General features: G+C 65.1%; 23 protein-coding genes. 10 read left to right on the forward strand and 13 right to left on the reverse strand.

Annotation, left to right across the window (positions count from 1 at the left end; all coding sequences use genetic code 11):
• Positions 1-8: 8 nt before the first annotated feature.
• From scpB to AC5STI_RS06400, 7 genes are all read right to left on the reverse strand, one after another.
• A complete protein-coding gene (gene scpB, locus AC5STI_RS06370) occupies positions 9-686 on the reverse strand; it encodes an SMC-Scp complex subunit ScpB (RefSeq protein ID WP_495446070.1) in 678 nt (225 codons plus the stop codon).
• A complete protein-coding gene (locus AC5STI_RS06375; protein WP_495446071.1) occupies positions 686-1,480 on the reverse strand; it encodes a segregation and condensation protein A in 795 nt (264 codons plus the stop codon). The genes scpB and AC5STI_RS06375 overlap by 1 nt, the downstream gene beginning before the upstream one ends.
• The gene (gene nagZ, locus AC5STI_RS06380; RefSeq protein ID WP_495446072.1) at positions 1,473-2,477 is read right to left on the reverse strand and encodes a beta-N-acetylhexosaminidase; all 1,005 of its coding nucleotides are present in this window, start codon (positions 2,475-2,477) and stop codon (positions 1,473-1,475) included. The genes AC5STI_RS06375 and nagZ overlap by 8 nt, the downstream gene beginning before the upstream one ends.
• A 117-nt stretch (positions 2,478-2,594) precedes the next feature.
• Positions 2,595-3,779: an SPOR domain-containing protein gene (locus tag AC5STI_RS06385; RefSeq protein ID WP_495446073.1), complete on the reverse strand. Its 1,185-nt coding sequence runs from the start codon at positions 3,777-3,779 to the stop codon at positions 2,595-2,597.
• A 117-nt stretch (positions 3,780-3,896) separates the two neighbouring features.
• Positions 3,897-5,642 carry an arginine--tRNA ligase gene (argS, locus tag AC5STI_RS06390; protein WP_495446074.1) on the reverse strand — a complete coding sequence of 582 codons (1,746 nt, stop codon included), beginning with the start codon at positions 5,640-5,642 and terminating at the stop codon, positions 3,897-3,899.
• A 176-nt stretch (positions 5,643-5,818) separates the two neighbouring features.
• Positions 5,819-6,118, reverse strand: a complete 300-nt coding sequence (locus AC5STI_RS06395; RefSeq protein ID WP_495446075.1) for a YciI family protein — start codon at positions 6,116-6,118, stop codon at positions 5,819-5,821.
• A gap of 166 nt (positions 6,119-6,284) precedes the next feature.
• A complete protein-coding gene (locus tag AC5STI_RS06400) occupies positions 6,285-7,436 on the reverse strand; it encodes a deoxyguanosinetriphosphate triphosphohydrolase (protein ID WP_495447736.1) in 1,152 nt (383 codons plus the stop codon).
• Positions 7,437-7,538: 102 nt separating this feature from the next.
• On the opposite strand from AC5STI_RS06400, the gene AC5STI_RS06405 reads away from it, so the two are divergent.
• Complete coding sequence (locus AC5STI_RS06405; RefSeq protein ID WP_475052673.1) at positions 7,539-7,862, forward strand: HesB/IscA family protein; 324 nt, start codon at positions 7,539-7,541, stop codon at positions 7,860-7,862.
• Between the two features lie 122 nt (positions 7,863-7,984).
• On the opposite strand, the gene AC5STI_RS06410 is transcribed toward AC5STI_RS06405, so the two are convergent.
• The 3 genes from AC5STI_RS06410 to AC5STI_RS06420 form a co-directional block, all read right to left on the reverse strand.
• Positions 7,985-8,896 (reverse strand): DMT family transporter, encoded by a 912-nt coding sequence (locus tag AC5STI_RS06410; RefSeq protein WP_495446076.1) that lies wholly within the window; start codon positions 8,894-8,896, stop codon positions 7,985-7,987.
• On the reverse strand, positions 8,896-9,957 hold the full coding sequence (locus tag AC5STI_RS06415) for a DUF6902 family protein (protein WP_495446077.1): 1,062 nt from the start codon (positions 9,955-9,957) through the stop codon (positions 8,896-8,898). The genes AC5STI_RS06410 and AC5STI_RS06415 overlap by 1 nt, the downstream gene beginning before the upstream one ends.
• A 96-nt stretch (positions 9,958-10,053) precedes the next feature.
• Entirely contained in the window at positions 10,054-10,680 is a 627-nt protein-coding gene (locus AC5STI_RS06420; protein WP_495446078.1) for a hypothetical protein, read from the reverse strand.
• A gap of 278 nt (positions 10,681-10,958) precedes the next feature.
• Here AC5STI_RS06420 and xth point away from each other — a divergent pair, with 278 nt between their 5' ends.
• Positions 10,959-11,765: an exodeoxyribonuclease III gene (xth, locus tag AC5STI_RS06425; protein WP_495446079.1), complete on the forward strand. Its 807-nt coding sequence runs from the start codon at positions 10,959-10,961 to the stop codon at positions 11,763-11,765.
• Between the two features lie 101 nt (positions 11,766-11,866).
• On the opposite strand, the gene AC5STI_RS06430 is transcribed toward xth, so the two are convergent.
• Positions 11,867-13,033, reverse strand: a complete 1,167-nt coding sequence (locus AC5STI_RS06430; protein ID WP_495446080.1) for an FAD-dependent monooxygenase — start codon at positions 13,031-13,033, stop codon at positions 11,867-11,869.
• Positions 13,034-13,135: 102 nt separating this feature from the next.
• On the reverse strand, positions 13,136-13,558 hold the full coding sequence (dksA, locus tag AC5STI_RS06435; RefSeq protein WP_421053780.1) for an RNA polymerase-binding protein DksA: 423 nt from the start codon (positions 13,556-13,558) through the stop codon (positions 13,136-13,138).
• Between the two features lie 186 nt (positions 13,559-13,744).
• Between dksA and AC5STI_RS06440 the strand changes: the two genes are divergently transcribed.
• The 4 genes from AC5STI_RS06440 to AC5STI_RS06455 all read left to right on the forward strand — a co-directional run bounded on the left by AC5STI_RS06440 (position 13,745) and on the right by AC5STI_RS06455 (position 17,588).
• Positions 13,745-14,584, forward strand: coding sequence for an AAA family ATPase (locus AC5STI_RS06440; protein ID WP_495446081.1), 840 nt, complete (start codon positions 13,745-13,747; stop codon positions 14,582-14,584).
• Positions 14,585-14,810: 226 nt separating this feature from the next.
• Positions 14,811-16,181: a DUF2927 domain-containing protein gene (locus AC5STI_RS06445; RefSeq protein WP_495447737.1), complete on the forward strand. Its 1,371-nt coding sequence runs from the start codon at positions 14,811-14,813 to the stop codon at positions 16,179-16,181.
• Between the two features lie 33 nt (positions 16,182-16,214).
• Positions 16,215-16,382: a hypothetical protein gene (locus tag AC5STI_RS06450; RefSeq protein ID WP_421053625.1), complete on the forward strand. Its 168-nt coding sequence runs from the start codon at positions 16,215-16,217 to the stop codon at positions 16,380-16,382.
• Between the two features lie 21 nt (positions 16,383-16,403).
• On the forward strand, positions 16,404-17,588 hold the full coding sequence (locus AC5STI_RS06455) for a vWA domain-containing protein (RefSeq protein ID WP_495446082.1): 1,185 nt from the start codon (positions 16,404-16,406) through the stop codon (positions 17,586-17,588).
• A gap of 217 nt (positions 17,589-17,805) precedes the next feature.
• Here AC5STI_RS06455 and AC5STI_RS06460 read toward each other — a convergent pair whose 3' ends face one another.
• Complete coding sequence (locus AC5STI_RS06460) at positions 17,806-18,174, reverse strand: hypothetical protein (protein WP_475052691.1); 369 nt, start codon at positions 18,172-18,174, stop codon at positions 17,806-17,808.
• A 185-nt stretch (positions 18,175-18,359) separates the two neighbouring features.
• Here AC5STI_RS06460 and AC5STI_RS06465 point away from each other — a divergent pair, with 185 nt between their 5' ends.
• The 4 genes from AC5STI_RS06465 to minE all read left to right on the forward strand — a co-directional run bounded on the left by AC5STI_RS06465 (position 18,360) and on the right by minE (position 21,922).
• Positions 18,360-19,814: an alkaline phosphatase D family protein gene (locus tag AC5STI_RS06465; RefSeq protein WP_495446083.1), complete on the forward strand. Its 1,455-nt coding sequence runs from the start codon at positions 18,360-18,362 to the stop codon at positions 19,812-19,814.
• Positions 19,815-20,015: 201 nt separating this feature from the next.
• Entirely contained in the window at positions 20,016-20,780 is a 765-nt protein-coding gene (gene minC, locus AC5STI_RS06470; RefSeq protein ID WP_495446084.1) for a septum site-determining protein MinC, read from the forward strand.
• 26 nt (positions 20,781-20,806) lie between these two features.
• The gene (minD, locus tag AC5STI_RS06475) at positions 20,807-21,655 is read left to right on the forward strand and encodes a septum site-determining protein MinD (protein ID WP_475052697.1); all 849 of its coding nucleotides are present in this window, start codon (positions 20,807-20,809) and stop codon (positions 21,653-21,655) included.
• Between the two features lie 3 nt (positions 21,656-21,658).
• Positions 21,659-21,922: a cell division topological specificity factor MinE gene (minE, locus tag AC5STI_RS06480; RefSeq protein WP_475052699.1), complete on the forward strand. Its 264-nt coding sequence runs from the start codon at positions 21,659-21,661 to the stop codon at positions 21,920-21,922.
• Positions 21,923-21,928 lie beyond the last annotated feature (6 nt).

Raw genomic sequence — 21,928 nt, forward strand, 5'->3', positions numbered from 1 at the left:
GCGGAGGGTTACTCCTCGAACAGTTCCGCCTGTTCTTCCGGCTCGTCGTCCTCGTCGCCGCCCTGGCCCATCGGCAGGCTGCCCGGCGGCGGGCGGTTTTCCAAGAGGCCCGCGGCGCGCAGTTCCTTGAGGCCCGGCAGATCGCGGGCGCTTTCCAGCCCGAAGTGATCCAGGAAATCCGGCGTCACCACAAAAGTCACCGGCCGGCCCGGGGTCATCCGGCGGCGGCCAAGGCGGATCCAGTCCATCTCCATCAGCTGGTCGATGGTGCCGCGCGACACCGAGACGCCGCGGATTTCCTCGATCTCGGTGCGGGTCACCGGCTGGTGGTATGCGACAATCGCTAGGGTCTCGATCGCGGCGCGGCTGAGCTTGCGCAGCTCGGTGGTTTCCTTTTGCATCAGGAAGCCCAGGTCCGGCGCGGTGCGGATCGCCCAGGCATCGCCCAGCCGCACCACCCGCACGCCGCGCCCCTCGTAGCGCTTGCGCAGATGCTCCACCGCCTCGCGCGGGTTGCAGCCATGCGGCATGCGGCCTTCCAGGTCGCGCAGAGTCACCGGCTCGGCGCTGGCGAACAGCACCGCTTCCACCATCCGCTCCTGCTCCGCCATCGGCGGCGCGTCGAACAGCGTGTCGTTGTCTTCGCGGATGGGAGCGCCGGGGCTGTCCATAAGCTGGTCTTCCATCAGGTATCCTCGTTCAGGCTGCGCAGCTGGATCGGCGCAAATGTTTCGCTCTGGCGCAGCTCGGCCTTGCCTTCCTTGACCAGCTGCAGCGAGGCGGCAAAGGTCGCCGCGGTGGCCGACCGGCGTTTCACCGGGTCGCTGTGCCAGCCGTCCGGCAGATAGCTGATCAGGTCAGTCCAATCACCGGTAAAGCCCAAAAGGTGGCGCATCCGGTCCAGCGCCTCTTCCATGGTGAAGACCGAGTCGCGGTCCATCACGAAGGGGCGGAAATCCTCCTTGGTGCGGATGCGGGCATAGGCCTGCATCAGGTCCAGAAGGTTGGCGGTATAGGTGACGGTCTTGATCCGGGCGACGGTTTCGACCTCGCCGCGGGCAAAGAAGTCGCGGCCCAGCCGGTCGCGGCCCATCAGCCGGGCGGAGGCATCGCGCATCGCCTGCAGGCGCTCCAGCTGGAACGCCAGGTGGGCGGCCAGTTCCTCGCCCGAAGGGCCCTCCTCCTCCGGGTCGGGGGGCAGCAGCAGGCGGGATTTCAGGAAGGCGAGCCAGGCCGCCATCACCAGGTAGTCGGCGGCAAGCTCAATGCGCAGCTCCTTGGCCTTCTCGACAAATGCCAGGTACTGCTTGGCCAGCTCCAGCACCGAGATCTTGCGCAAGTCCACCTTCTGGGTGCGCGACAGGGTCAAGAGCAGATCAAGCGGGCCTTCAAACCCGTCGACGTCCACGATCAGGGCCTCGGCCGCCAGCCGTTCCTCTACCGATGTGTCCGCGTCTGAAAAGAGTGTCTGCTCAGCCATACACCTGCCCGCCCATGAGGGCGGCAAGTTCGTCTTCAGCGGCCTGAATGTCAAGATCCGCAGGGGGTTTGCGGGCCGCCAACGCGCGGTCTGCGCGGGTTTGCGCTGCCTCCGTCATGCGGTCTGCGGCCTGGGCCACCGCGATGCGGTCGTCCAGCGAGGCGTTGCACAGCAGGACCACGTCACAGCCTGCGGCGATCGAGTCGCGGGCAATGTCCGTCAGCGCCCCCTTGAGCGCCTTCATCGAAATATCGTCAGTCATTATCAGCCCGTCAAAGCCGATCTGCTCTCGGATCAGCTGCATCATCACCGGTGAGGTGGTGGCCGGGCGGCTGTCGTAAGCGTCATAGACCAGATGCGCGGTCATCCCCAGCGGGATGCCGTTCAGCGCCTTGAATGCGGCGAAGTCGGTCTGCTCCAGAGTGCGCGGTTCAGCACCCACATGCGGCAGGTCCAGATGGCTGTCGGCGGTGGCGCGGCCGTGGCCGGGGATGTGTTTCAGCACCGGCAGCACGCCGCCGTCGAGATGGCCCTGCGCCACCGCGCGGCCGATCGCGGCCACGCTCGGCGCGTCTTCGCCGTAGCAGCGGTTTTTCAGGAATTCATGGGTGTCCGCGCAGGCCACATCGGCAATCGGGGCGCAGTTGCTGTCGATGCCGAGGCTGTGCAGCTCATCCGCGATCAGGCGGTAGCGCAGGTACATGGCGCGCTCGGCGCCCGCGCCGGCCCGCTGCACATGTTCCAGCGGCGGCAGCCACTCGCGCCCCAGCGGGCTGCGCAGGCGCTGCACCCGGCCGCCCTCCTGGTCGATGGTGATCGGGCAGTCGCGCCCCACCGCCTCGCGGAAATCGTTGCACAGGGCGCGGACCTGATCGGCGTCTTGGATGTTGCGGGCAAACAGGATGAAGCCGAAGGGATCGGCATCGCGGAAGAACGCCTTTTCATCTGCGCTCAGGCGCAGGCCGTCGGCGTCGAGGATGGTGGCTCCAAAAGTCATGAGTGTGCCCTATCGCCCCCTGAGTTGCGGGAGGGCAGCGCCCGGCCCGGGGTGGGTGCTATGCGCCCGCCCTGGGGGCGGGTCGGGCGCTGCCCGGCCTGGCGGCCGGGCGGTTCGTTACCGCGTGGTTACCGGAATGCAGTCGGCATTGCCAGCCACCAGCGCCGAGCAGAAGCGGCGGGCATCCGACAGCCCGGCAAAGCCCATCGCCCGCAGGCGGTAGAAGGTGCGGCCGCCGCTTTCGGCGCGCTGGATCACCCGCTGCTTGCCTTCCAGATAGTCGGCAAAGCGGGCATGGATGCGGTCCCATTCGGCGCGGGCGACTTCGGGGCTCTCATAGGCGCCCAGCTGCGCCAGCCTGGTGCCGGCCGGAAGGGTGGCCGGGTCGACATCGACGGCCGCGGCACGTGCCGCCGGTGCGGTTGCGGTCGGAGCGGGGCTGAACCTTGCGGGCCGGGCCGATGGCCGCAGCGAGAGTTTGACGCCGGGCGCGTTCAGGATTGCCGGCGATGCGGCAGCAGCGGCAAGTGCCGGCTGCAGCGGTTCCGGCTGAACGATGGCGGGTGCCTGTGCCGAGGCGGGTACCGCAGCCGACAGCGTTTCCGCCTCGCGGGCGAGTTCCGCAACCAATGCGTCGATATCGCCGTTCTGGAAGGAGGCCACCGCGTCGTCGCTGACGCCCGGCCCTTCGGACGCCCCTGGCTCTGCCGGAACGGCCGGCAGCTCTGCCGGGGCGGATTCCGCGGCCAGCTGCGGCAGCGGTTTGTCATCTTCGGTCAGCCGGATCGCGGGCGGTGCCAGGGTCAAACGGTCGGCCGGGGCCTCGGCGCTGCCGCTGGCGGCAACCGCATTGACCGCAAGCCCCTGGTGATCCGCCTGGGAGCCGCCCGGATTCGCAGGCTGTTCGCGCATCGGCCCTTCGGCCGCGCGCACCACCGGCACGCCGCTGACGTCCCGCATCACCAGCTTGTAGCCCCAGAAACCAACCCCCGCGACAAGCGCAATCGAGGCCGCGGCGCCCAGCAGGCTCAAGGTCTTGGAGAATCGCGCCCTCAGCCCGGCGGGAGCAGCGGCATAGGCGGTGTAGCCATCGTCATCACAGCCCTGCCCGTCCGGCTGGTAGCCGTAGGAAGGGTCGGCGTAGCCATAGTCCGGTTCAGCGCCCGGCCCGGTGTACTGCTGTCCTGCATACTGCTGATCGGAGTACTGCTGCCCGTAGGGGCCGCCAGTTGCGGTGTCCTGCTGCCGGCCACTGCCCTGTGTATAGGCGTGCCCCTGGCCCGCCTGCGCAAAATACGCCATTTTCCGCCTCACTGCCCAGGTGGCAGCGCATGTTCTGCGCTGCGCCCCAAGTCTCTTGAACTGCCTCACTCCGGCGGATGTGCAATTTTCACCGCAAAGGCTGACGCCCTTTTTGGTTTATCGCATCTCTTCTGCCGGTTTCACGCCAAGAATACCAAGACCTGCCGAAATGACAACGGAAACGGCTTTGGCCAGGGCCAAATTCGCATGTGTTGCCGATTGGCTGCTCTCGTTAACAAATCGTAAACCTTCTTGCGATTTGCCGAGGTGGTACAGCCCGTGCAGCTCCGACGCGAGATCGTAGAGATAGAAGGCCACCCGGTGCGGCTCATGGGTGCGGGCGGCGATTTCCACCTGGCGCGGCCATTCGGCCAGCTTCTTGGCCACCGCCAGCTGAGCGGGGTCAGCAACAAGGCTCAGGTCGGCGGCGTTCAGCGCCGCGTCATCTGCCGAAATCCCCTGCTCCGCTGCTTTGCGCAGGGTCGAGCAGATCCGCGCGTTGGCGTATTGCACGTAGAACACCGGGTTGTCCTTGGACTGCTCCAGCGCCTTGTCGAGATCGAAGTCGAAACCCTGGTCGTTCTTGCGGGTCAGCAGCATGAAGCGGGTGACGTCAGGGCCCACCGCATCGACCACGTCACGCAGGGTGACAAAGGTCCCTGCCCGCTTGGACATTTTGAATTCCTGGCCGTCCTTGAACAGCTTCACCAGCTGGCACAGCTTGATATCGAGCGGCACCTTGCCGTCGGACAGCGCCGAAACCGCCGCCTTCATCCGCTTGACGTAACCGCCGTGGTCGGCGCCGAAGATGTCGATCAGCTCGTCAAAGCCGCGCTCCACCTTGTCATAGTGATAAGCGATGTCCGGCGCGAAATAGGTCCATGAACCGTCGGATTTCTTCACTGCCCGGTCGACGTCGTCGCCGTGGTCGGTGGATTTGAACAGGGTCTGTTCGCGCGGCTCCCAATCGTCGGGCTTCTTGCCCTTCGGCGGCTCCAGAACGCCCTGGTAGATCAGGCCCTTGGCCTCCAGCGCCTTCAGCGCGGCCTCGATCTTGCCGGTGCCGTAGAGGGATTTTTCGGAATAGAACACGTCCATTTCGATGCCAAGCTGGGCCAGATCCTCGCGGATCAGCGCCATCATCGCATCGGTGGAGAACTCGCGCACATCCGCCAGCCAGACCTCCTCGGGCTGATCCAGATAGGCATCGCCGACCTTCTCTTTCAGCGCCTGCCCGACGGGGACCAGATAGTCGCCGGGATAGGTGCCGTCGGCAAAGGCGATCTCCTGGCCGTGCGCCTCCAGATAGCGCAGGTAGACCGAGCGCGCCAGCACGTCGACCTGGCCGCCGCCGTCGTTGATGTAGTACTCGCGGGTGACGTCATAGCCTGCATAAGCCAGCAAAGCCGCCAGCGCGTCGCCGAACACCGCGCCGCGGGTATGGCCCACGTGCAGCGGCCCGGTCGGGTTGGCGGAGACATATTCCACGTTCACGCGCTTGCCCGCGCCCATGTCCGAGCGGCCGTAATCCGTGCCTGCGTCCAGGACGGATTTCAGCACACCCTGCCAGATGCCCGGCGCGAGCCGCAGGTTGAGGAAGCCGGGGCCTGCAACTTCCGCGCTCGTGATCCGTTCGTCCGCGGCCAGTTTGGCCGCCAGCGCCTCGGCAATGTCGCGCGGCTTCATCTTTGCCGGTTTTGCCAGCACCATCGCCGCGTTGGTCGCCATATCGCCATGGGCGGCGTCGCGCGGCGGTTCTACCGCGACATTGGCAAAATCGAGCCCCTCGGGCAGCGCGCCTTCGCCGGTCATGGCGGTCAGGCTGTCAATCACAAGCGAGCGGATATCGGTAAAGAGGTTCATATCTGGCGTCCCAACTGTTCAGAACTGCGGATACCGAGGCCCGCAGGCAGGGTCAACAGGATTGCAGGGGCAGCCCGGCGCCTCAGGCGGAGCGCACCGGAAAATTCGAATTTTCCGGCCATTTTTCTTCCTCAAGAAAATTGCGCCGTTGCCGCGGCGCGGCGCCCGCCCGGCGGTTAGGAGAGCATTCCCTGGACGGCGGAGGCGGTGCCCCATTGGGTGATCGTGTAACGGCGCAGGGAGGCGACATAATAAGGGTCCTGCAGGATCAGCCGCTCCACGTCCTGGCGGGTTTCGGCCTCCACGTTCCAGATCGCGCCGGGAAAATCCTGCATCGGCCGCATCGCCAGCGCGCCGCCGATCTGCAGCTCCGGATGGGCGCGCACAAAGGCGATATGGGCGTCGCGCCGTTTCCTGTCGCCGCGCACCCGGTCCATCTCCGGTTTGTCTGTGAATGTGACGGTCCAGCGTGCCATGGCTTTCCCCTTGCTGCCTCTCCCGCGGATACCGCCGATGCGCCGCGGGATCATAGGGCCAGATGATAGCACGGCTTACGGCCAATTCCCGAATCCGCGGTCCGGAGGCGGCAGGCAGGCGATGCGCCTCCGGACCTGTTTCCCGTCTTGTTTCGCGGGTCTGAGCTCAGACCTCGACCTTCACCCCGATCAGCCGCTCATGCTGCTGCAAGGCGAAGCGGTCGGTCATGCCAGCGATATAGTCCGACACGATACGGGCCAGCGCAGTGCGGTCCTGGGCCGCGGCGATGTCGGCGTGCCAGCGCTCGGGCATTTCCAGCGGGTTGTCCAGGAAGTAGGGAAACAGCGCCTCCACCACCTTGGCGACCTTGGCGCGCTTTTCCATTACCGAGGGCGCGCGGTACATGCGGGTGAACAGAAAGGCGCGGATTTCCTTCAGGTCGCGCCACAAGGGATCGGAGAATTTCACCACCGGCCGCCCCAGGGCGCGCACTTCCTCGACGCTTTGCACGCCGCTCTCCGTCAGCAGCGTGCGGGCGGTGTCGATCACATCGCTCACCATCACCCCGAAGAAGCGGCGCAGCGCCTCGTGGCGGCGGCGGTTGGGGTCGAGCCCGGGGTAAAGCCGGTCCACCTCGCCATAGGCATTGTCCAGCAGCGGCAGACGGGCCAGGTCATCATCGCTGAACAGACCGGCGCGCAGCGCGTCGTGCAGATCATGGTTGTTGTAGGCGATGTCATCCGACAGCGCGGCCACCTGCGCCTCGGCGCTGGCGTGGGTGTGCAGCTCCAGATCCACCGCGGCATTGCATTCGGCCAGTGCCCAAGGCAGCTCGCCCACCACAGGACCGTTGTGTTTGGCAATCGCTTCAAGGGTTTCCCAGGTGAGGTTCAAGCCGTCGAACTCGGCATAATGCCGTTCCAGCCGGGTCACGATACGGATCGCCTGGGCGTTGTGGTCAAAACCGCCGTAGGGTGCCATCAGCGCGTGCAGCGCGTCTTCGCCGGTGTGGCCAAAAGGGGTGTGGCCCAGATCATGCGCCAGTGCCACCGCCTCAGTCAGCTCCTGGTTCAGACCCAGTGCGCCCGCAATGGTGCGGCCCACCTGCCCCACCTCGATCGAGTGTGTCAGCCGCGTGCGGTAGTTGTCGCCCTCATGCTCCACAAACACCTGCGTCTTGTGCTTGAGCCTGCGGAAGGCGCTGGCATGGATGATGCGGTCGCGGTCGCGCTGGTAGGGCGAGCGGAAGGAGCTTTCCTCCTCCGGCACCTGCCGCCCGCGGCTGCGGTCCGGCATTGTGGCATAAGGTGCGTGCAATTCAAATCTTTTGGCCAAAGCTGGGGCTCCACATCTTGCCGCGTGAATTGCACCTTTCTATATAAAGCTTTGCGCTGCAACCTACGCCCGTGGAGAAAGCTGATGAACCTGCCCCCGAAAGTCACTGACCGCGCCTTTGCCCGGCTGGCCGAGATCGGCGCCGCGGATCAGGGCCAGGCGCTGCGCGTCGCGGTCGAAGGCGGCGGCTGCTCCGGCTTCCAGTATGAGATCGCGCTGGACGAGGCAAAAGATGACGATCTGGTGCTTGAGGGCCAGGGCGAAAAAGTGGTGGTCGACGCCGTCTCGCTGCCGTTCCTGGAGAACGCCGTGATCGATTTCACCGAAGAGCTGATCGGCGCGCGGTTCACCATCGAGAACCCGAACGCCACCTCCAGCTGCGGCTGCGGCACCTCGTTCTCAATGTAATCCCAGCCTTGCCGGAATGTTTCCCGGCGCGCGAAACGACCCGGAAAACGCGTGTTTTCCGGGCGGTAGTCACTGCATAATTCCGGTGCCCCTTGCAGGGCACAGGCACCCTGTTTCAGACGTCAGGGATCGGTCTGCAACCATCCCGCCCCGCGCAGCCGCGGCATCGCCGGGGCGAGCTGGTCCCAGACCAGGTAGAGGCCGGAGGCAATCACAATGGCGCCGCCGGCATAGGTTGTAAGGGGTGGAAACTCTCCAAAGAACGCCGCGCCGATCACCGCCATCCAGATGAATTGCAGGTTCATCAGCGGGGTGACGGCATAAGACGCCAGCAGCCGCAGCGCCACCACCAATAGCCAGCGCGCCCCGAACAAGAGAAACGCATATGCGCCGGCCCAGACCACATCCCTAAGCGGCATCGGCAGCCAGACAAAAGGCAGCAGCAGCAGCATCACCAGGCAGATGGTCAGGTTGGGATAGAAAACCTGGGCCAGGGAATTGCTTTCATAGCGGCCTATAAACCGCGCCAGCGTCATGGAAAACGTGCCGGAGACCGCAGCGCCAAAGGCTACAAAATGGCCCAGAGACGCAGAGGCAATCCCTCCCGGAAACAGGAACAGCACCCCGGTAAAACCAGCGCCGAGGGCTGCCCAGGCCGCCGGGCGCACCGGCTCCTTCAGCACCAGACCGGACATGGCGCCGGCCAGCAGCGGCATCAAACCGATAAAGACGAACACCTCGGCAAAGGGCAGCAACCGGAACGCATAGAAGAAGCAAACCGCCGCAACCAGCGTCGCGCCAGAGCGCAAGGCCATGGCGCGGGGGCACACGGTCCGGAAGCCGCCGCGCATCGCGGGCAGCCGGTCCGCCAGCAGGCAGAAGCCAGCGACCATCGCGCCGGACAGCGCATAGAGCTGGGCGGCGGCGTATTGGCCTGCAAGCAGCTTGGTGATCCCGTCGGCGGAAGCAATCAGCCCGGTGTAGGCGACCACCAGCAACGCCCCGGCCAGGGCTTGGTTGCGGGACCAGCGCATCACGCCGCCCCTGCGCTGCCCGCGCGCGCAAAACCTTCGAAAAATCCGGCAAATCCCTCGCAGCTGCGTTCGGCCGCCAGCAGGATGCCATGTTCCTCTTCGCTCAGCGCCGCCTCCGCGCGCGCTTTCACGACGCTCCAGCTGGCCCGGGCCATTCCGGCCTCGAATACGGCTTCAGACAGGCTCCTCAAGATGCTCCCTCCCTGCTGCGCCGACACATGCACCGCCCCTACGGGAACCGGCTGCCGGAAGGCCGGGCGACCGGACAGCAGCATGAGCCAGTTGACTACAAAATACTCGTGATACGCATCATGAAGTCCACAAAATTCACCCCTAGCGAGTGAATAGGCAGAAACCTGCGCATCAAGCCAGGCCTCCCACGCGGCCGGCGGCTGCTGCCCGGCGTAGCGCATGGCGATGCAAATCTCGGCCAGCAGGTCGGCATTCTGATCAAGGAACGCCACCAGCCCGGAGAAATCCAGGCTGGTGATTGCGGCCTGCGGCAGGCCAGGGTCCCGGTGTCCGTACCCGGACAGGTAAAACACGATATGTGTTAGCTCGTAGGCGGCTTTTTTGTTGGGAATGGCAAAGGTTTGCGGGCGCGAGATAAAGCTGCGGAGCCGATCATCCAGCCCGTCATCCCGCACAGTGACGCCGCGCCGCGCCAGCAGGCGGCGGGCCTCGGCGCGCTGCAGGTCCGAAAGCTCTGCCGCTACCAGCCCTTGGGCGCAAACCCACTCGGCAATCTGCGCCCCGGTCTGGCCCGGCAGGCCCAGATCCTCCAGATCCAGGCAGATCGACAGGATGAAGCGGTAGTACTGGCGGAAGAAACTGATGCGGCGCGCCGCGCCCTCGTAAAACGGCTGCAAGGGCGCCAGGGCCTCAGCAGTCACATCCGCCCCGGTGCATTCGAGAATGTTCAGAAGCTCTGCATTTTCCTTGAGCCAGAACACGTCTTCCTGACTGCGCCGGTGCGATGCGAAGCTGGCGATCAGCGCCTCCTGAGCGGCGGCCCGGGACTGGCGGGCGGCGGGAGAGAAAAACGGGAGGATCTTGGCCATGGAAACCTCTTGCAGTTGGATGCGGTACGGCGGCGGCCCCGAATACTGGCGCCGCCCCGGGGCATAAGGCCGGGAGGCTCCCCGGCCCCGCCAGGATCAGCTGCCCGAAGAGAACAGCCGGGTGGCATCGCCGGTGCTGGTGCGCGCCTCAGCCGCGGGAGAGGAGCCCGAAGAGAACATTTCCGTCAGGTCGCCCGCACGGGTTTCGGACTGCGGCGCCGGCGCAGAGCCAGACGAAAACATTTCCGTCAATTCGCCCTCTGCTGAACCGCTGCGCAGAGCAGGCGCGGAGCCGGACGAGAACATCCCGGTCTGATCACCAGCCTCAACCCTTGCGTGTGAAGCGGGTGCGGAACCGGATGAAAAAAGCTGCACCAGATCGCCCGCAGTGCTTTCCGCTGCGGTCGAAGGTGCAGATCCAGACGAGAAAAGACCGGTTTCCTCCCCAGCCCAGCTTTCGGTCTTCTGCGGCATTGAACCGGACGAAAACAGCGACACACCATCCCCCACGGCGGGATCTGCCGCGTATCCGGGTGCGGAACCGGAGGAGAACATCTCAGTGGCACCGCCTGTGAACAGGCTGTCGTCTGCGCCCGGACGGGTTGCGCGGAAGGCATTGATTTTTTGCTGAGCAGTCATTTTGGAACCCCATTCGTTGAAGACAAAAGGCTCCTCGACGCTGGCACGCCCGCTGCACAGCGCAAAGATAAAATGCAATTTCACATTGTATTTTTGCAAAATTTAAACTTTAACTTCTGCGCGTTATTTTTTGTTGAATTTAATTTAATTCAACTAATCCACAGAATATTCACCGCGTTATTCACACGGGTGTTTTTGCAAAATAATCCAAATCAACCTGGCGGGCTATTTTTCAGCAACGCAAAACCGGGTGATCCAGCCGCGATGCAGTGATTCGCTGGCCGCGCAAGCAGGCTTGCCCCGCGGCGCTGATTCAGCGATAGATCAGCCTCAAATACCGCAACCTGCGCCGGAGACAAGCCATGAAAATCGCCACCTTCAACATCAATGGCATCAAGGCCCGGGCGCAGGCGCTGCCGGACTGGCTGGACGAGGCTCAGCCCGACGTGGTGGTGCTGCAGGAAATCAAATCAGTGGACGAGGCGTTCCCGCGCGAGATCTTCGAAGAGCGCGGGTATAACGTGGAAACCCACGGGCAGAAGAGCTTTAACGGGGTGGCGATCCTGTCGAAACTGCCGCTGGAGGATGTGCGCCGCGGTCTGCCCGGCGATGACAGCGACGAGCAGGCGCGCTGGATCGAGGCCACCGTTGTTGGCAAGCAGGCGATCCGGATCTGCGGCCTTTACCTGCCCAATGGCAACCCGGTGGAGCTGGAAGCGGACGGCAGCCCGGTGGCGGGCGGCAAATACGCCTATAAACTCGCCTGGATGGAGCGGCTGAAGGCGCGGGCGCAGGCGCTGATGGCCGGCGAGATGCCTGCGCTGATGGCGGGCGATTACAATATCATCCCGCAGGCGGAAGATGCCAAACGGCCGGAGGTCTGGGTGGAGGATGCGCTGTTCCGCCCGGAAAGCCGCGCCGCCTTCCAGCGGATCATCAACCTGGGCTTTACCGAGGCGTTCCGCGCGCGGCACCAGGGGTCGGGGCATTATTCCTTCTGGGATTACCAGGCCGGCGCCTGGAACCGCGATGACGGCATCCGGATCGACCATTTCCTGCTGACCCCGCAAGCCGCCGACCTGCTGCTGGACTGCCAGATCGACAAGGATGTGCGCGGCCGCGAGAAACCCTCCGACCACGTGCCGGTCTGGGTCGAACTGGACATCTAGGCACAGCCAGCGCCGCGCGCCAGCGCGGCGCACGGCCCAACGGGCGCGGCTCATTTCAAAAATGAGCCTGCGACGGGCGGGAGGCCTCCGCCAGCTCTGCCTCAGGCGGTGACGTCGTGGCGGTAGATCCAGTCGAACTGGCTGACCATCCTGTCCGGCGCAAAGCGGCCGCCCAGTTTCAGCACCTGATGCGCCGGCCAGCTGAGCGGCGCCCGCAGATGGTATTTCCAGGCGTTGCGGCTCGCGGCCCGCACCACTTTCTGCGCGCGCTCGCGGCGGCGGGCCTGATAGAGCGCGAGGCCTGCGCCAGTATCTTCCGCCTCGTGCAGCGCGCGGGCCAGAACCCAGGCATCCTCAAGCGCCAGATTGGCGCCCTGAGCCATAAACGGCAGCGTGGGATGCGCGGCATCACCCAGGATCGCGGTGTTGCGGCCGTGCCAGCGGTCCGCCACCGGATGCCGGAACAGCCCCCACAGCAGCACTTCCTCGACCGCTTGCAGCAGGGCCGCAGCATTGCCGCCGAAGCCTGCAAAGGCAGCCCGCAGGTTGGCGGGGTCGTCCTTGAAATGCCAGCCCTCCTCAGCCCAGGCGCGGCGCTCCTGCACCGCCACCAGGTTGACCAGGCTGCCATCGCGCAAGGGGTAAGCGACCAGATGCCGTCCCGGCCCCATGAACAGCTGCGCTTCGGCCGGCAGGTTCAGATGGTTCGGAACGGTCGCGCGCCAGGCCACCTGGCCGGTGAAGACCGGCTTATCCGCGCTATTGAGCGCAGCGCGGGCTTTCGAGTGCAGCCCGTCGGCACCGATCACCAGGTCGCCGCCGCATTGAGCGCCATTGCCCAGATGCACCACGGGCTGCGGTCCGGTCTCCACCCGCTCAACCTTCTGCAGCAGCCGCACCTGCACACCCTCGCGCCGGGCAGCGCCGGCCAGGATGCCGATCAGATCCGAGCGGTGCACGAAGTAATAGTTCAGGCCGTGGGCGTATTCGTCGAGGTCCAGCCGCAGCACCTCATTGCCGCGGCGGTGGCCGCGCAGCACCACCGCGCGCGCGCGCTGTGAGCACCAGGCCAGGTCATCGGCCAGCCCCAGCGCCTTGAGCACCGCGACACCGTTGGGAGTGATCTGGAGGCCCGCGCCAACCTCGGAGATTGCCTCGGCCTGTTCCAGCACGGTCACGCTGGCGCCTTGGCGCCGCAGCGCCAGCGCTGCGGTCAGACCGCCGATCCCGGCGCCGATGACGGTTATTTTCAGGCCTTTGAGTTCCATGGGCTCCTGCAGATTCTCCGCCCGCCCCCAATGAAACAAAAAACGCCGGAGCAAAAGACCCCGGCGTCATCTAATTGTCGGTTTGTCCGCTGCAGACAGCGGTCAGTCGTCGCGGTGGACTTTTTCGCGGCGCTCATGGCGCTCCTGGGCTTCCAGGCTCATCGTCGCGATGGGACGCGCATCCAGGCGCTTGAGCGAAATCGGATCGCCGGTCACCTCGCAATAGCCGTATTCACCTTCGTCAATGCGGCGCAGCGCAGAGTCGATCTTGGCGACCAGCTTGCGCTGGCGGTCGCGGGTGCGCAGTTCAAGCGCGCGGTCGGTCTCTTCGCTGGCACGGTCGGCAACATCGGGGATGTTGCGGGTGTTGCCCTGCAGCCCTTCGATCGTATCGCGGCTGTCGGACAGTAGTTCCTGCTTCCAATTCAATAGCTTGCGTCGGAAATACTCAAGCTGCCGTTCATTCATGAACGGCTCATCTTCGGCCGGTCGGTAGTCGTCCGGCAGAAACACTTCTTGCTTCATTTCGGCTCCTTCGGTCTGGCCCATAATGTTGGTCATAATTTGCACCTGAACATTTTGGCTCCCCCTCTGCCGCAGCGTTTATCCCTATCGGGAAGGAATGTCACTACACAATAGTGGCGTGGTTTGGTTAAAAGCGTGATAAGAACTTGGCGCTGCGGCACCGATTATGACTGGAACAGGAAAGATATGCAATTTCAGGGCACTAAGGAATATGTCGCAACGGATGACTTGAAGGTTGCGGTGAATGCGGCGGTGACACTGGAGCGGCCGCTGCTGGTCAAGGGCGAACCGGGCACCGGCAAGACGGAGCTGGCCAAGCAGGTGGCAGACGCCCTCGGGCTCAGGATGATCGAGTGGAACGTGAAGTCCACCACCCGCGCCCAGCAGGGCTTGTATGAATATGACGCCGTCAGCCGCCTGCACGACAGCCAGCTGGGCGACGAGCGCGTCCATGACGTGAAGAACTACATTAAGAAGGGCAAGCTGTGGGAGGCGTTTGAGGCGGATGAGAAGGTCGTCCTGCTGATCGACGAGATCGACAAGGCCGATATCGAGTTCCCCAACGACCTTTTGCAGGAACTCGACAAGATGGAGTTCCACGTCTACGAGACCGGCGAGACGATCAAGGCCAAGCACCGGCCGATCATGATCATCACTTCTAACAACGAGAAAGAGCTGCCGGACGCCTTCCTGCGGCGCTGCTTCTTCCACTACATCCGCTTCCCGGATGCGGAGACGATGAAGAAGATTGTCGAGGTGCATCACCCTGGCATCAAGGACGCGCTGCTGACGGCCGCGCTGACCCAGTTCTACGAGATCCGGGAAACGCAGGGTTTGAAAAAGAAGCCTTCGACCTCCGAGGTGATCGACTGGCTGAAACTGCTGCTGGCCGAGGATCTGAGCCCCGAGGACATCGCCCGCAACGGCGCGGACGCGCTGCCCAAACTGCATGGGGCGCTCCTGAAGAACGAACAGGACGTGCATCTGTTCGAGCGGCTTGCCTTCATGGCCCGCGGGCGGCGCTGAGGCCCAGCCTTGCGCGCGTGATCCGCGCTTAACGGTTCCGCGGCCCTGCCCGCGGGACCATTCGGAAGGCGCCCTTTTCCGGCAGTTGAGCCTGTCCCTTCTAATCACCGCCGAATTCCACTATCAGAAGAGAAATAGCCGGGCGTCCAGGTCCGGGCTGATAGGAGACGCCAGATTGCCTGCTGACGCTGCCCCGGTTTCACACCTCCTGGCCTGCCGCGAGGGCCTGAGGCTGCTTCAGAGAGCTGCTGCAGGCGCTGCCTTGCTGGCGCTTTCGGCCTGCGCCGTCCCGTCTGCGCGGGTGGAGGCCCCGACACGGGCCGTGGCGGCTCCGGCAGCGCTGCCTCCGGTCAAGGTGTTCACCCGCCAGCGGCCGCAGCCTCCGCAGCGGTCCAACGCCGACATCGCCCGCGATTTTCTGGACCTGCATTTCCGGCTGGAAGGCGGCAGCACCCTGCCCCAGTTCACCCGGTTCGAAACCCCGATCACCCTGCGGGTGACGGGCACCCCTGCGCCGGGTTTCAGCCGTGATCTGAACATGCTTCTGGCGCGGCTGCAGGACGAGGCCGGCATTCCGATCCGCCGCGTCTCCGGCGACAGTGCGAGCATTACAATCCAGTCTGTCTCCCGCGCCGAGATCCGCCGGGCGCTGCCCAAGGCGGCCTGTTTCGTGGTGCCCAATGTCTCGTCTCTGGCGGAATACCGGCGCAACCGGCGCAGCCCGCGCACCAACTGGTCGCTGCTGCGCAGCCGCGAGCGGCTGGCAGTGTTCATCCCCAACGACGTGAGCCCGCAGGAAGTGCGCGATTGCCTGCATGAGGAGCTGGCCCAGGCGCTCGGACCGCTGAACGATCTGTACAGGCTGCCGGATTCGATCTTCAACGACGACAATATCCACGCGGTGCTGACCGGCTTTGACATGCTGATCCTGCGCGCCACCTATGCGACCGAGCTGCGCACCGGCATGAGCCGGGCGGAAGTGGCGCAGCGGCTGCCCGCGATCCTGGCGCGGCTCAATCCCGGCGGCGCCCGGTCTGCAGCCACCTGGCTGCCGGAAACCCCGCGGGCCTGGATCAACGCCTATGAGCAGGCTCTGGGGCCTGGCACCGGGCTGCGCGAGCGGCTGCGCGCCGCCAACCGCGCCGCGGCGATTGCCCGCGACCTGGGCTGGCAGGACCACCGCCGCGCCCTGAGCCACTATACGCTGGGCCGGATGCTGCATGTGCGCGAGCCGGAACTGGCGCTGCAGCACTTCCAGACCGCGATGAGCTATTTGCAAGGCCAGCCGGGCACCCGGATGCACCAGGCCAAGCTGACGGTGCAGCTGGCCGCCTATGAGGTTGCGACCGGCAACGGTGCGGCGGCGCTGGCGCGGCTTGGCCCGGCAGTGGAAACCGCCTCGGCGCATGAAAACGCAGCGCTGTTGTCCACCCTGCTGATGCTGCAAGCGGAAGCCCTGGAACTGGAGGACCGCACTACCGAAGCCCGCCGGGTCAGGCTGGACAGCCTGGGATGGGCAAGGTACGGCTTTGGCCCGGATTGGGTGGTCGAGGCGCGGCTGGAGGAAATTGCCGCGCTGCGCCCCGCCGGGTCCTGATCCTGCAACAAAAGACAACGGACGGAAAAGACCATGATCGTAATCGCAGGCGTGCTGCTGGGCGCCCTCATCGGCGCGCTGAAGGCCCGCAAACGTGGCGGCAACACCCTGGACATGCTGCAATACGGGGCTGTGTATGCCATCGTTTTTGGTATTCTCGGCCTGCTGGCAACCATCCTGACGCACCGGGTGCTGGCGTAACCAGAGCCGGAGGCCCCCGCGATGTTCCAGCCCTTCTTTGAAAACCTGCGCAAGGCAGCCATTCCGGTCAGCTTACGCGAGTACCTGACATTCCTTGAAGGGATGAAGGCGGGGCTGGCGACCTATGACATCGAGGCCTTCTACTTCCTCGCCCGCGCGGCGATGGTGAAGGATGAGCGCAACATCGACAAGTTCGACCGCGCCTTTGCCGCCACCTTCGAAGGACTGGAGGCGATCCCCGCCGAGGCGGTGATGGAAGCCGTGGACATTCCCGAGGAATGGCTGCGCAAGATGGCCGAGAAGCATCTGAGCGCGGAAGAAAAGGCCGAGATCGAGGCGCTAGGCGGGTTCGACAAGCTGATGGAGACGCTGAAGGAGCGCCTTAAGGAACAGCAGGGCCGCCACCAGGGCGGAAATAAGTGGATCGGGACAGCGGGCACCTCGCCGTTCGGGGCCTATGGCTATAACCCTGAGGGCGTGCGGATCGGGCAGGACAAGAGCCGCCACCAGCGCGCGGTCAAGGTCTGGGACAAGCGCGAGTTCAAGAACCTGGACGGCGATGTCGAGCTGGGCACCCGCAACATCAAGGTGGCCCTCAAGCGCCTGCGCCGCTGGGTCCACGAAGGCGCGCAGGAAGAGCTGGATTTGGACGGCACCATCCGCTCCACTGCCGAGCACGGCTATCTGGACGTGAAGACCCGGCCGGAGCGGCATAATGCGGTCAAGGTGCTGCTGTTTCTGGACGTGGGCGGCTCGATGGATCCCCATATCCAAGTGGTAGAGGAACTGTTTTCTGCCGCGCGGGCCGAATTCAAGCATCTGGAATACTACTACTTTCACAATTGCCTGTATGAAGGCGTCTGGCGCGATAACCGGCGGCGCTGGAACGAAAAGATCCCAACCCACGAGGTGCTGCGCACTTACGGGCCGGACTACAAATGCATCTTCGTCGGCGACGCCTCGATGTCACCGTATGAGATCGCCTATCCCGGCGGCGCCAATGAGCATTGGAACGAGGAAGCGGGCCAGGTCTGGCTGCAACGCGCGCGTGAAGCCTGGGCCTCGAACCTGTGGATCAACCCGGTGCCGGAGAAATACTGGGACTACACCCATTCTATCGGCATGATCCGCGAGATCTTTGAAGACCGCATGGTGCCGATGACGCTGGACGGTTTGGAACGCGGAATGCGCGAGCTGAGCCGCTAACCCCGGAACAAGCGGACCCTCAGGCCAATCAGCTCTCCCGCCCCCGCAGGTGCGCTGGCTGGTGCCAGAACCCCTTGGCGGTCTTGGGCATGGCATCCTGCCCTGCGGGCAGGATGCGCGCTGGAGCCGCGGCTCCGGCGCCGGGCCCAACCGGGAGGTCGGCATTTCCAATGCTGGCCGGACGGGCGGGAGGGCCGCCTTTGTGTTCGACCTTGCGCTAACCGCCCCACAGCCCCCAAGCGCCCAGAGCGGCCACCGGCACGAACAGCCAGCCCTGCGGCAGCAGCCCGTAACCCGCCCGGCGCAACGGCGGCAGCACCAGGCCGACCGCCGCCATCATTGCGGCCATTGCGGTTCCGGCCAGCGCCAACCCCTCCGATCCGCGGGCGCCGAGGAACAGGAACAGCGCCATCAGCCCCAGGCAGCCGGTGACCAGATGCCAGCACAAGAGCGTGGTCTCGCGCACGACATCCGGCAGCTGCCGGTCCTGCGCCAGGGGACGGGCGCATTCACGGCCTCCAGCAAAGGCATGAACAAGCATCCAAAGGGCGGCCAGAAGGGCTGCGGCCAAGAAACTCCATTGCATGTCAAATCTCCTAAAAAATCCGCACCTGCGGGCGGGCCGGAGGCGGCTGGGCCAATATGCAGGCAGTCTGACCACACCCGCCCGTGTATCGCCACCGGCTTTTCTGCCGCAGACCCGGCAACCGCACAAAGTAATGCCGCCAGCGGTTGATTGCGCCGCAGCCCGCACCTAGGTGCTGTGACGGCATGAGCAGCAGCACCCATACTACAGTCCCGAAAACTGGCGAAGTAACCGGCCCGATCCTGATCCTTGATGATCTGCGCGATGGCCGGATGCATCTGGCCGCTATGTTCATTGCGCCCTACGGCGCGGCTCTGCCGCCTGTTCAGCTGGACGGCGGTGAAGCGCAGCCCGAACCGCTGGCGGAATACGGCACTCATACGGTGCTGCGGGCGCGGTTCAGCCTGTCGGCGGACTGCCCTTCCGCCTACCAATGGAACGGCACGCGCTATGAGCTCGCAGGCGGTTTTGGCGGCGATATGCGGATTGCCTATGCCTCCTGCAACGGCGAGGAGCATGGCGACCTGGACCGCGACGGCAAAGAGCGCAACGCCATGTGGGCGCGGATGGGGGCTGAGCACCGTGCGCGGCCTTTTTCGCTGCTGCTGCACGGCGGCGATCAGGTCTATGCCGACGAGGTCACGGACGGCCACCGGCTCAGCAATGGCTGGCCGGACAAACTGCCGAGCGACCCCTCGCGGGAGGACCTTGCCAGTCTGCGCAGGCATCTGCGGGAAGGTTTTCTGCGCCGCTACCTGGCGGTCTACAGCGCGCCGGAGCTGGCGTGGATTGCGGCCCGCGTCCCCTCGCTGATGCAGTGGGATGATCACGATATCTGCGACGGCTGGGGCAGCTTGCGCCGCTCCAGCACCTATTCGCCGGTCGGGCAGACCCTGTTTGCAGCGGCCCGCGAGGCGGCGCTGCTGTACCAGCACGGCTGCTGCGACGGAGACCTGCCCGCACGGTTTGCTGACCCCGAGGGCACCCATCTGGGCTGGCGTATCGAGGCGCCGGGGCTGCGGCTGCTGGCGCCGGACTTGCGCTCCGAGCGCAGCCGCCGCCGTGTGATGGCACGGGGCGGCTGGCGGATGATCAAGGCAGAGGTGAAACGTGCTGCGCCGGGGCAAACCTTTCTGCTGTCCAGCGTGCCTCTGCTGGGGCCGCGGCTGTCGCTGCTGGAGCTTCTGATGGTGCTGACGCCGAGGATGCAGAAATATGAGGACGACCTGCGCGACCAGTGGCAGAGCCGGGCGCATCGTGCCTCCTGGCGGCGGATGCTGCGCATGATGCGGGACGTGGCCGCCAAGGACGGCCAGCAGGTCGCGGCGGTGTCCGGCGAAATCCACCTGGCCACGCGGGGCGAGATGGCCTTGGGCGGCGGCAAGGTTCTGCACCAGCTGGTGGCCTCCGGCATTTCCCACCGCGCCCCGCCCAAGGCTTGGGCGCGGGCACTGGGCGTTCTGTCCTGGCTGGGCGATGCACCCCTGCCCGGCCACCCCATCCGTATCCGCAAGATCCCCGGTCAGGCCGGCCGCTATGCGGCGGAGCGGAACTATCTGATCCTCGAGCGCCAGGGGGCAGAGTGGAAAGCGGTCTGGGACCTCGAGACCTCAGGACAGTCCGCGCCCCTGCAGCTTTAGCCGCAGCCGCATCTGGCCGGGGCAATGGTTTTCTTTGCAACCTGAAGCAGTTTGCCTGCGGAAATCCGCCGGTGCGCACGGCATCCGGCGCATGTCCGCCGAAGCCGCCATGCGACGGTTGAACGGCCCATTGCCCAAACGGTACCCAAGTTAAAAAGAAACAGCGGGCCAAAGCCGCAATCCCCCGAGCAGGAGCATCGCGTGAGCGTGCCGCATCAAGACATAGCCCCCCGCGGGGACTCCCCCGCCGCCGCCATAAAGCCCTTTCAAATCCGCGGGCGGTACTTCACCGCCGTAGCGCTGCGCCCGGAGGACGGGCCGCTGGACAAGGCCTTTTACGCGGCACTGGATGCACAGCTGCGCTGGAGCCCGCATTTCTTTGACGGCGCACCGCTGATTCTGGATCTGGCCCAGGCTCCCGGCCTGTCGCGCCCGGCCGAGCTGCGGGCGCTGACCGACAGTTTGCGCAGCCGCGGCCTGGCGGTGTTTGGTGTGCAGAATGCTTCGCCGGAACAGATCTCTGCGGCTGAGGACGCCGGGCTGATCAGCATCGCCAGCGGCAAAGATGCACCGCTGAACATGGACAGCGGCACCAAGCCGGGCACCCGCCGCGGGCTCCCCAAGAAACTGCGGCCGCCGGAAAACAGGCTGATCACCCAGCCGGTGCGTTCGGGCCAGACGGTGGTGGCCGAAGGCGGCGACCTGGTGGTGGTCGGGCCGGTAAGTTCGGGCGCGGAGCTGATCGCGCGCGGCAGCATTCATGTCTACGGGCGGCTGAGAGGCCGTGCCATGGCGGGGGCCGAAGGTGACGAGAGCGCCCGGATCTTCTGCCGCGACCTGGACGCGGAGCTGCTGGCAGTCGCCGGGCTGTACCGGACAAGCGAGAATTTGGAGCCGGATCTGCTGAACCGTCCGGTGCAGGTATTCCTGCAGGACGAACGGCTGTGTGTAGAAGCCCTGGGATGAAGGCTGGGATGAGAGAGGCAGGACGAATGAGTAAAGACCTGAAACTGGAAGAGCCGCTTGGCCGGGTGATCGTGGTCACCTCGGGCAAAGGCGGCGTTGGTAAGACCACAACCTCGGCGGCAGTGGGTGCCGAACTGGCGCGGCGCGGACACAAAACGGTTGTGATCGATTTTGACGTCGGATTGCGCAACCTGGACATGATCATGGGCTGCGAGCGCCGGGTGGTGTTCGACTTCATCAACGTGATCCAGGGCGATGCCAAGCTGAAGCAAGCGCTGATCCGCGACCGGCGTTTGGAGAACCTGTCGGTGCTGCCCACGTCGCAGACGCGCGACAAGGATGCGCTGACCAAAGAAGGTGTTGAGAAAGTTCTGGACGAGCTGCGCCAGGAGTTCGACTATATCATCTGCGACAGCCCTGCCGGGATTGAGCGCGGCGCGCAGATGGCGATGCATTTTGCCGATGAGGCGATTGTCGTCACCAACCCCGAAGTGTCCTCTGTCCGTGACAGCGACCGGGTTCTTGGGCTGCTGAACAGCATCACCGAACGCGCCAGCAAAACCGGTGCCGAGCCGGTCAAGGCGCAGGTGCTGATCACCCGCCACGACAAGTCCCGCATCGACAGCGGCGAGATGATGCCGGTGGAGGATGTGCTGGAAATCCTGGCGGTGCCGCTCTTGGGCATCATCCCGGAAAGCACTGCGGTTCTGCGCGCTTCTAACCTGGGTGTGCCGGTGGTGATGGATGAACCGTCTGCAGCGGCAACCGCTTATGAGGACGCGGTGGGCCGGCTGATCGGCGAGCAGATCGAGATGCGGATTGCGGCCGACCCGAGGCGCGGGCTGCTGCAGCGGCTGTTCCGCCGGGCGGTGTAAGCGATGTTCGGATTTTCCCTCCGCCCCCGCAAAGCTTCTGCCAGCACCGCCAAGGAACGGCTGCAGATCCTGCTGGCGCATGAACGCAGCGGCAGCGGCGGCGCCCGCCCCGACTGCCTGCCCCAGCTTCAGCGCGAGATTCTCGAAGTGATCCGCCGCCACATGCAGCTCGGCGACGAGGCGATCGACATCCGCATGGAGCGCGGCGACGAACTGTCGAGCCTGGAGATCAACATAGAATTCCCAGGCAAGCTGGGTGTGAATTAGGGCCGG

The organism is Leisingera sp. CC-HEC096 (genome assembly GCF_059429235.1).